Annotated in this window: 5 protein-coding genes, 1 tRNA gene and 1 pseudogene; 5 read left to right on the top strand and 2 right to left on the bottom strand. The window is 65.3% G+C overall.

Annotation, left to right across the window (positions count from 1 at the left end; genetic code table 11):
- From IT430_06145 to IT430_06135, 3 genes and pseudogenes are all read left to right on the top strand, one after another.
- The coding region (locus tag IT430_06145; protein ID MCC6907501.1) for a hypothetical protein at nt 1-604 on the top strand (604 nt) is incomplete at its 5' end.
- A gap of 131 nt (nt 605-735) precedes the next feature.
- Nucleotides 736-1,707 carry a threonylcarbamoyl-AMP synthase gene (locus tag IT430_06140; GenBank protein ID MCC6907500.1) on the top strand — a complete coding sequence of 324 codons (972 nt, stop codon included), beginning with the start codon at nt 736-738 and terminating at the stop codon, nt 1,705-1,707.
- Nucleotides 1,708-1,768: 61 nt separating this feature from the next.
- A pseudogene (locus IT430_06135) lies at nt 1,769-1,858 on the top strand (prepilin-type N-terminal cleavage/methylation domain-containing protein).
- Between the two features lie 834 nt (nt 1,859-2,692).
- Here IT430_06135 and IT430_06130 read toward each other — a convergent pair.
- Both IT430_06130 and IT430_06125 read right to left on the bottom strand, forming a co-directional pair.
- Nucleotides 2,693-3,868, bottom strand: coding sequence for a DUF4185 domain-containing protein (locus tag IT430_06130; protein ID MCC6907499.1), 1,176 nt, complete (start codon nt 3,866-3,868; stop codon nt 2,693-2,695).
- 52 nt (nt 3,869-3,920) lie between these two features.
- Entirely contained in the window at nt 3,921-5,084 is a 1,164-nt protein-coding gene (locus tag IT430_06125; protein ID MCC6907498.1) for a DUF4185 domain-containing protein, read from the bottom strand.
- 232 nt (nt 5,085-5,316) lie between these two features.
- Between IT430_06125 and IT430_06120 the strand changes: the two genes are divergently transcribed.
- Together IT430_06120 and IT430_06115 are read left to right on the top strand one after the other, a co-directional pair.
- Nucleotides 5,317-5,399: transfer RNA gene (locus IT430_06120), tRNA-Tyr, on the top strand.
- A gap of 71 nt (nt 5,400-5,470) precedes the next feature.
- A complete protein-coding gene (locus IT430_06115; GenBank protein ID MCC6907497.1) occupies nt 5,471-6,364 on the top strand; it encodes an SUMF1/EgtB/PvdO family nonheme iron enzyme in 894 nt (297 codons plus the stop codon).
- The last annotated feature ends 30 nt before the right edge of the window (nt 6,365-6,394 follow it).

Here is a 6,394-nt window from a genome sequence, read left to right as displayed (position 1 = left end):
GAACATCGACACGGACACCTACCAGACCGTCACCATCCCCGGTGGCGCGAACGTGACCGGTCGCTTCTTCATCGGTGCGTGGATCCAGCACGGCCCCGGCCAGTACGTCGCCCCGATGGACCAGAACAGCAGCCCGCAGGCCAACCGCGCGTACGTTTTCGGCAACTACAACGGCTACGGCGGATCGTTCAACCCGAACAACCCCGGCGACACGGCCAACAACATCATCTATGAGATGAGCAGCATCGGCCTTCCGACCGACTTCTGCGTGCGCGCTTCTCGCGGCGCCGCCGGCTTCACCTGCACGATCACCGGCACCTGCCCCGGCACCGTCCGCCTCGCGTGGGCTGGCGCTCCTGCCAACAAGCAGATGGCCATCGTGTTCGCCCGCAACACGGGTAGCTACACGATCTCCACGGGCCCCTGCGCCGGCACGCAGCTCGGCCTCGGCACCAACCAGCTCCAGCTTTACAACACCATCAGCACCGGCAACGGCGCTGGTGCGGTCAACGCCAACGCCAGCAGCGGCGCTTGCGGCGGCTACGTTCAGCTCGTTGCAGTGGACACCCCCTGCAAGAAGAGCAACGTCGCTCAGGTTCCGTAATCAGACTCGTCTGATCGGATCGAACGATCTCGGCTGAGATCACCCGCCTCACCCCCGCAAGGGGGTGAGGTTCTTTTTGCACCGATCTCGTTTGCATCGGCTCTCATCCCTGCCGACTACGATCGGACGCCATGTTCGGCCAGCAATCACGCATCGACCGGCAGATCGACGAGGCCACCGCGCTGCTCGCACGCGGCGGGCTGGTCGCCTTCGCGACGGAAACCGTCTACGGCCTCGGCGCCGACGCGACCAATCCGCTCGCCGTGGCTCGCATTTTCGAGGTGAAGGCTCGACCTCGCTTCGATCCGCTCATTGTGCACGTCCGCTCGGCGGAGCAGGCGGCCCGTTGCGCTGCGACGTGGCCCGACGCCGCAGCGCAACTCGCGAGACGATTCTGGCCCGGGCCGCTGACGCTGGTGCTCCCGCGTCGGCCGGGTGTGATTCCAGACATCGTCACTGCCGGGCTGCCCACGGTCGCGCTGCGCGTGCCCGATCACCCGCTGGCCTTGGCTCTGCTCGAGCGAGCGGGGGTGCCCGTCGCGGCGCCCAGCGCCAATCGCTTCGGGGCCGTGAGCCCGACAACCGCCGACCACGTCCGCGAATCGCTCGGCGATGATGTGGACATGGTGCTCGATGGTGGCCCCTGCCGCGCCGGCGTCGAATCGACGATCATTTCCCTCGCCAGCGATGCGCCAATGTTGCTTCGGCCCGGCGCGCTCGCTCTGGAAGACATCGAGGCGATAGTCGGCCCGATTGCGCTGCCGCAGCCGGCTGGCGCAGACTCAGCGCCACTCGCGCCGGGCATGCTGGCGCGTCATTACGCCACGCGGACGCCGATCGTGTTCTCCGATGCCGTGCCGACGGGCCTGGTTCGCGGTCGCTGCGGCCGACTCTCCTTCACCGGCGCTGACGACAAAACGGCCTACGGGGCCTTGGAGGTTCTCTCCCCAAGCGGCGACCTGCGTGAGGCGGCTGCGGGCCTGTTTGCCGCGATGCGCCGCCTCGACGCGCTCGGCTTCGATGCGATCATCGCCGATCATTTCCCGCACATGGGCCTCGGCCGCGCCATCAACGATCGACTCACCCGCGCATCGGTCCGATAGACAGCCGAGCCGATCGACAATCGGGAACATTCGGCCCCGCCTCCGGAGTTAGACGGACGCCATGAAAAACCGAAGCGCCTTCACCATCGTCGAGCTGCTCGTGGTCATCAGCATCATCGGCCTGCTCATAGCCCTGCTGCTGCCGGCCCTGGCCCGCGGGCGGGCGGCGTCGCGAAGCAGCGTCTGCGCTTCGCGCATGCACCAGGTTGGCCTCGGCTGGCTCATTTACGCGACCGACAACTACGGCGTCGCCGTGCCCGGCCAGGCCGGCCGATATGCGGATGAATCGCGCAACGTCTACTGGGTCGGCAACGGATCTCAGTACCGGCCGCGCTGGTTCGCGCAGATGGGAGCGTCGGCGGGCTTCTACGCCTTCACCGAGCCCAGTCCCGACCCGGCTCATGAGCACACGATGACCGTCACCAACGACGTGTTCCTGTGCCCGCAGGTGCCGACCTGGACCAATACGCGCAACTACCCCTACGGCTACAACTACCAATTCCTCGGCAACTCGCGCTTCAAGGGCGACGACGAGTCGCGCGGCTCGATCAACCACCCGGTGCAGATGTCGCGCATCGCCTTTGCGCAGACGGTCATGGCCGCCGACTGCCTCGGCACCGCCGCCGGCAAGCCCGAAGCGCTGCGCACCGACAATCGGCCCGACGGCAGCCGCGACCCGGGCGGGTTCGCGCGCGGCGGGCACGGCTACGCGCTCGATCCGCCTCGCCTCACCGCCACGAGCGACTTTGCCGACACGCGCCTGTCGTCCAAAGAGCACCGTTCCGGCCCCGACGAGCGCCACCTCGGCAAGGCCAACGTCTCTTTCTGTGACGGCCACGTCAAGACACTGACCGCCGCCGAGATGGGCTATCTCAAGAACGCCGACGGCTCGATCGCATTCACCGGCGAGGGCGCGACGAACAAACTCTTCTCCGGCACAGCCCGCAACGACGATCCGCCCGATGTCAACTGAGGCTCGATGCGTCTACTGGTTAAACTTCACGCGGATGAAGCGCGGGCGGTAGGCCGCCGAGTTCTCGAAGTGGTACCAGAAGTCGAGGTTGTTGACGTTGTAGCTGATGAGCAGTTCGCCCGGCTTTGAGAGGTGCGGGTGCGCCTTGGCGTTGTACACGAACGCGTCAGGCATCTGATTCACCTCATCGCAGTGCCAGAGGTGAATGCCCTGCCCGAATGGGCCCACCGGCGAGTCGCCGATCTTGCACGACACCCACGGGCCAAGCGTGTCTTCCTGGTACACCAGGATGTACTTGCCGTTTGGCAGCGGCGACACGCTGCACTCCGATGAGACTCGACCGGTCAGCGTCGCGGCCTGATCAACATCAGCGCTCCACGTCGCCCCGTCCCAGTAGCGCCAGGCGGTGAAATCTTCGAACTGCTCGGGAAGGACGCGCGCGACGAGGAGCTTCTTGATGAGTTGATCGTTCTGAATGCCGTAGATGTAGACGTACCCATCGGGATTGGGCGCGCCTGCCCCTTCGGTGTTCATCATGATCGACGTGCCGAAAACGATCTCTCCCCGTCCGCCGCTGGGCTCCTTGATGTACGCCGGGCAATCGACCTGCGCGAGATTTTCGTAGGGGTTGGGCACGTCGAGCGGCATCGTGAGCAGCGCCAGGCCCGTGCCTTCGAAGCCGAATGCTCCGCCGCCTCCGTTGCTGCGGATGCGGTAAGCGAAGATATGCACTTTACCGTTGATCGCAGCGCCATCGCCGAGCCAGTACCACTCCCCGGGCTCGGAATTGGGCGTGTCAGGCTTGAAGAGCGCATCGGGATTGCCCTCGCTGTTGCGGCCCCAGAAGAAGGCGATCCTGGACGGATCAGCCTCTGGACCCTTCAGGAGCGCCATGGTGTTGTTGACCAGCACCGTGCCGCTCTGCCGCCGGTTGTTTTCATCAACGCGGCCGATGAAAGTGTCGCTGAAGACAAATGCCGTGCGCCGATTCGGCCGCGCGCTGTACATCTCGCCCCCGTCGAGCGGGATCGAATAAATGCCATCCGCTCCGGTCCAGCCGTTGTGCCGGTCGAAAAGACTGGTCCAGTCAGTCGCCGCCTCCGCCGTGAAGTTCTGCGCGAGCGCTGCAGTCCCCGAAAGCGTGCAGAAGACAGCGAGGGTCGAAGCGATCAGTTTGCTGCTGTGCATGGTGGTTCCTGTTCAAATGGCTCAGAGAAAGCGGCCGACTGAGGCGAGCACCTCACTCGAGGCGCAGGCGCACGAAGCGCGGCCGATAGATGTCCGCCTCGCGGAAGTGTCTCCAGAAGTCGCCGACGCAATTGACATTGTAACTCACGAGCAACTCGCCCGGAGCGGAAAGATGCGGATGCGCGCGGGCGCCGTACACGAGCAGCTCGGGGTCGAGATCCGGCTCGGGGCAGCGGTACACCTTGTGCCATGGCGAGAACGGCCCGGTGGGCGTATCGGCCGTGCGGACGACGAGGTTGGGAGTAAACCCGAAGTGCAGATACACCATGAGCAGCCGGCCATCGGGCATGGGCACGATGCTCGCGCCGCCGGCCGAAGCGTTGAAGAGCACGCCGGTGCGGTCGATGTCCTCCTGCCACTGCGCGCCATCCCAGAATCGCCACGCCAAGGGATCCTCGATCTCCTCCGGCCGGATGCGCGCCACGACGAGTTTCTTATCGATGAAATCGTGCTGGCCGCCGTAGACGTAGAGGTAGCCATCCGGGTGCGGCGCACCGCTCTGCTCAGTGCTGGCGAAGATGCCGCTGCCGAAGTAGATGTGCCCGCGGCCGTCGCCGGGGATGTGGTAGATCGGCAGTTCAAGTTGCGTGGCATCGAGCAGCGGATTGGGCGAATCGAGCGGCAGCGTGACCAGCGAGACGCCCACGCTCATCCACGCCCCCTGCGGATCGCGCCGCAGCAGCAGCATGAACAGGCGAGCCTGGCGGTCGTGCACGAAACCGTCCATGACCCAGTACCAGTCCCCCTCCTGCGAGTTTGGAGTGTTGGGGATGATCAGCGCCGCCGGACCGCCCTGGCCATCGTCGCCCCAGTAGAAGTCAATGCGATCTTCGCGCGGCTGACGGCCGTGAATGATCGCGGCGGTGTTGTTGACCAGTTTCGTGCCTGAAAGGCGCTCGCCCTGTTCGTTGACCTCGCCGATGAATGTGTCGCTGAAGAGAAACAGGGTGTCACCCGCAGGGCCGCCGAACCAGTTGCGGCCCGAAAGCGGCACGCTGTAGGTGCCGTCCGCCCCGGTCCAGCCGGAGGTCCGGTTGAACAGGGCTGTCCAGTCTTCCGCCGGCTCGGCGGTGATGCGCTGTGCGGCCGCGGATCGGCCCAGAGTGAGCAGCGAGGCGATCAGACAAGCGGCGCGAGCGATGGATTGGATCTTCATTCCCTGTCTTCCCCCTCTTCGCCCCAAAGCGATTCACATCGGCGAATGCAGATGCGGTCTGGCAGACCCGTGCCCGGTCGGGAACCATACGATCATGCAGCCGCGGGTGCTGCACAAAACGGTTGATTTGAACGAGTTTCAGGGCGCAATTCCGCTCATTTGCTGAAACCTGAGGAGTTTTCGGGCGTGGACGACGAGCCTCGTCGCGTCTATGTTTGTGGCTCAGCAGACCGGGTAGGTACCGAAGCGGTCAAACGGGTCAGACTGTAAATCTGATGGCTTAAGCCTTCGGAGGTTCGAATCCTCCCCTGCCCATTCACACGTCTCCGGCCGGCGGCCAATGACCTCAGCGAGGCCCCTCCGGCTCCCGAGGGCCGCCGCCGCGCATGAACACTTCCGCCGTCATCCTCTTGGCGCTCTCGGCCGTCTTCTCCGGCCGGCTGCAACTTCCGGCGGATCAACCGGCCCCGCCGGCGCTCGAACCCTTCGAACAGGAGATCGCGGGCACGGTCGTGACCATCGACATGGTCCCCATCCCCGCCGGCACGATCGATGTCGCCGATCCGGACGCGCCCGGCCAGAAAAAGACGATCGACATCGGCCCGTTCTACGCGAGCGCGACAGAGATCACGTGGGAGATGTACGACATCTTCGTGTATCACCTCGACCTGCCGCCTGGCGAAGAGGCGCCTGACGAACCGCAAGGCGCCGACGCCGTGACCCGGCCGAGCAAGCCCTACATCCCACCCGACCGGGGCTTCGGCCATGCCGGCTATCCGACGATTTCGGTCACATTCAAGGGCGCCAGCGAGTTCTGCGTCTGGCTCTCGGCCAAGACCGGCCGCCAGTATCGTCTGCCCACGGAGGCCGAATGGGAGTACATGGCTCGTGCCGATGCCGCCGCCGACGCCCCCTACTGCTTCGGCGACGACGCGGCGTTGATGGACGAATACGCGTGGTTCAACGCCAATGCAAATCGCAAGACGCAGCCGGTAGGCAAGAAGAAGCCCAACGCCTGGGGCCTGCATGACGTCCACGGCAACGTCGGCGAATGGTGCGTCGGTCTGGATGGCAAGCCGATCGCGCGCGGCGGCTCGTATCTGAACAGCGCCGAGGAATTGACGCTCGCGCGGCGCGACAAGCAGACGCCGCTGTGGAACATCACCGACCCGCAGATGCCCAAGAGCACGTGGTGGCTCTCGGACTGCACGTTTGTCGGGTTTCGGATCATTTGCGAACCGGACGGCGGCTCGGCCCAGGGTGAGCAGCCCAAGCCGTAGCGCCGCCGCCCACTTCACAACCTGCACGAC

Source organism: Phycisphaerales bacterium, from assembly GCA_020852515.1.
Classification (GTDB): Bacteria; Planctomycetota; Phycisphaerae; order Phycisphaerales; family UBA5793; genus UBA5793.
The sequence above is the reverse complement of the archived record's forward strand: the minus strand, read 5'-3'. Positions and strand labels throughout refer to the sequence as shown.

Coding starts and splice junctions, on each gene's coding strand:
- IT430_06140 (MCC6907500.1), top strand. CDS start 736: ATGTTCGGCCAGCAATCACGCATCGACCGGCAGATCGACGAGGCCACC.
- IT430_06130 (MCC6907499.1), bottom strand. CDS start 3,868: ATGCACAGCAGCAAACTGATCGCTTCGACCCTCGCTGTCTTCTGCACG.
- IT430_06125 (MCC6907498.1), bottom strand. CDS start 5,084: ATGAAGATCCAATCCATCGCTCGCGCCGCTTGTCTGATCGCCTCGCTG.
- IT430_06115 (MCC6907497.1), top strand. CDS start 5,471: ATGAACACTTCCGCCGTCATCCTCTTGGCGCTCTCGGCCGTCTTCTCC.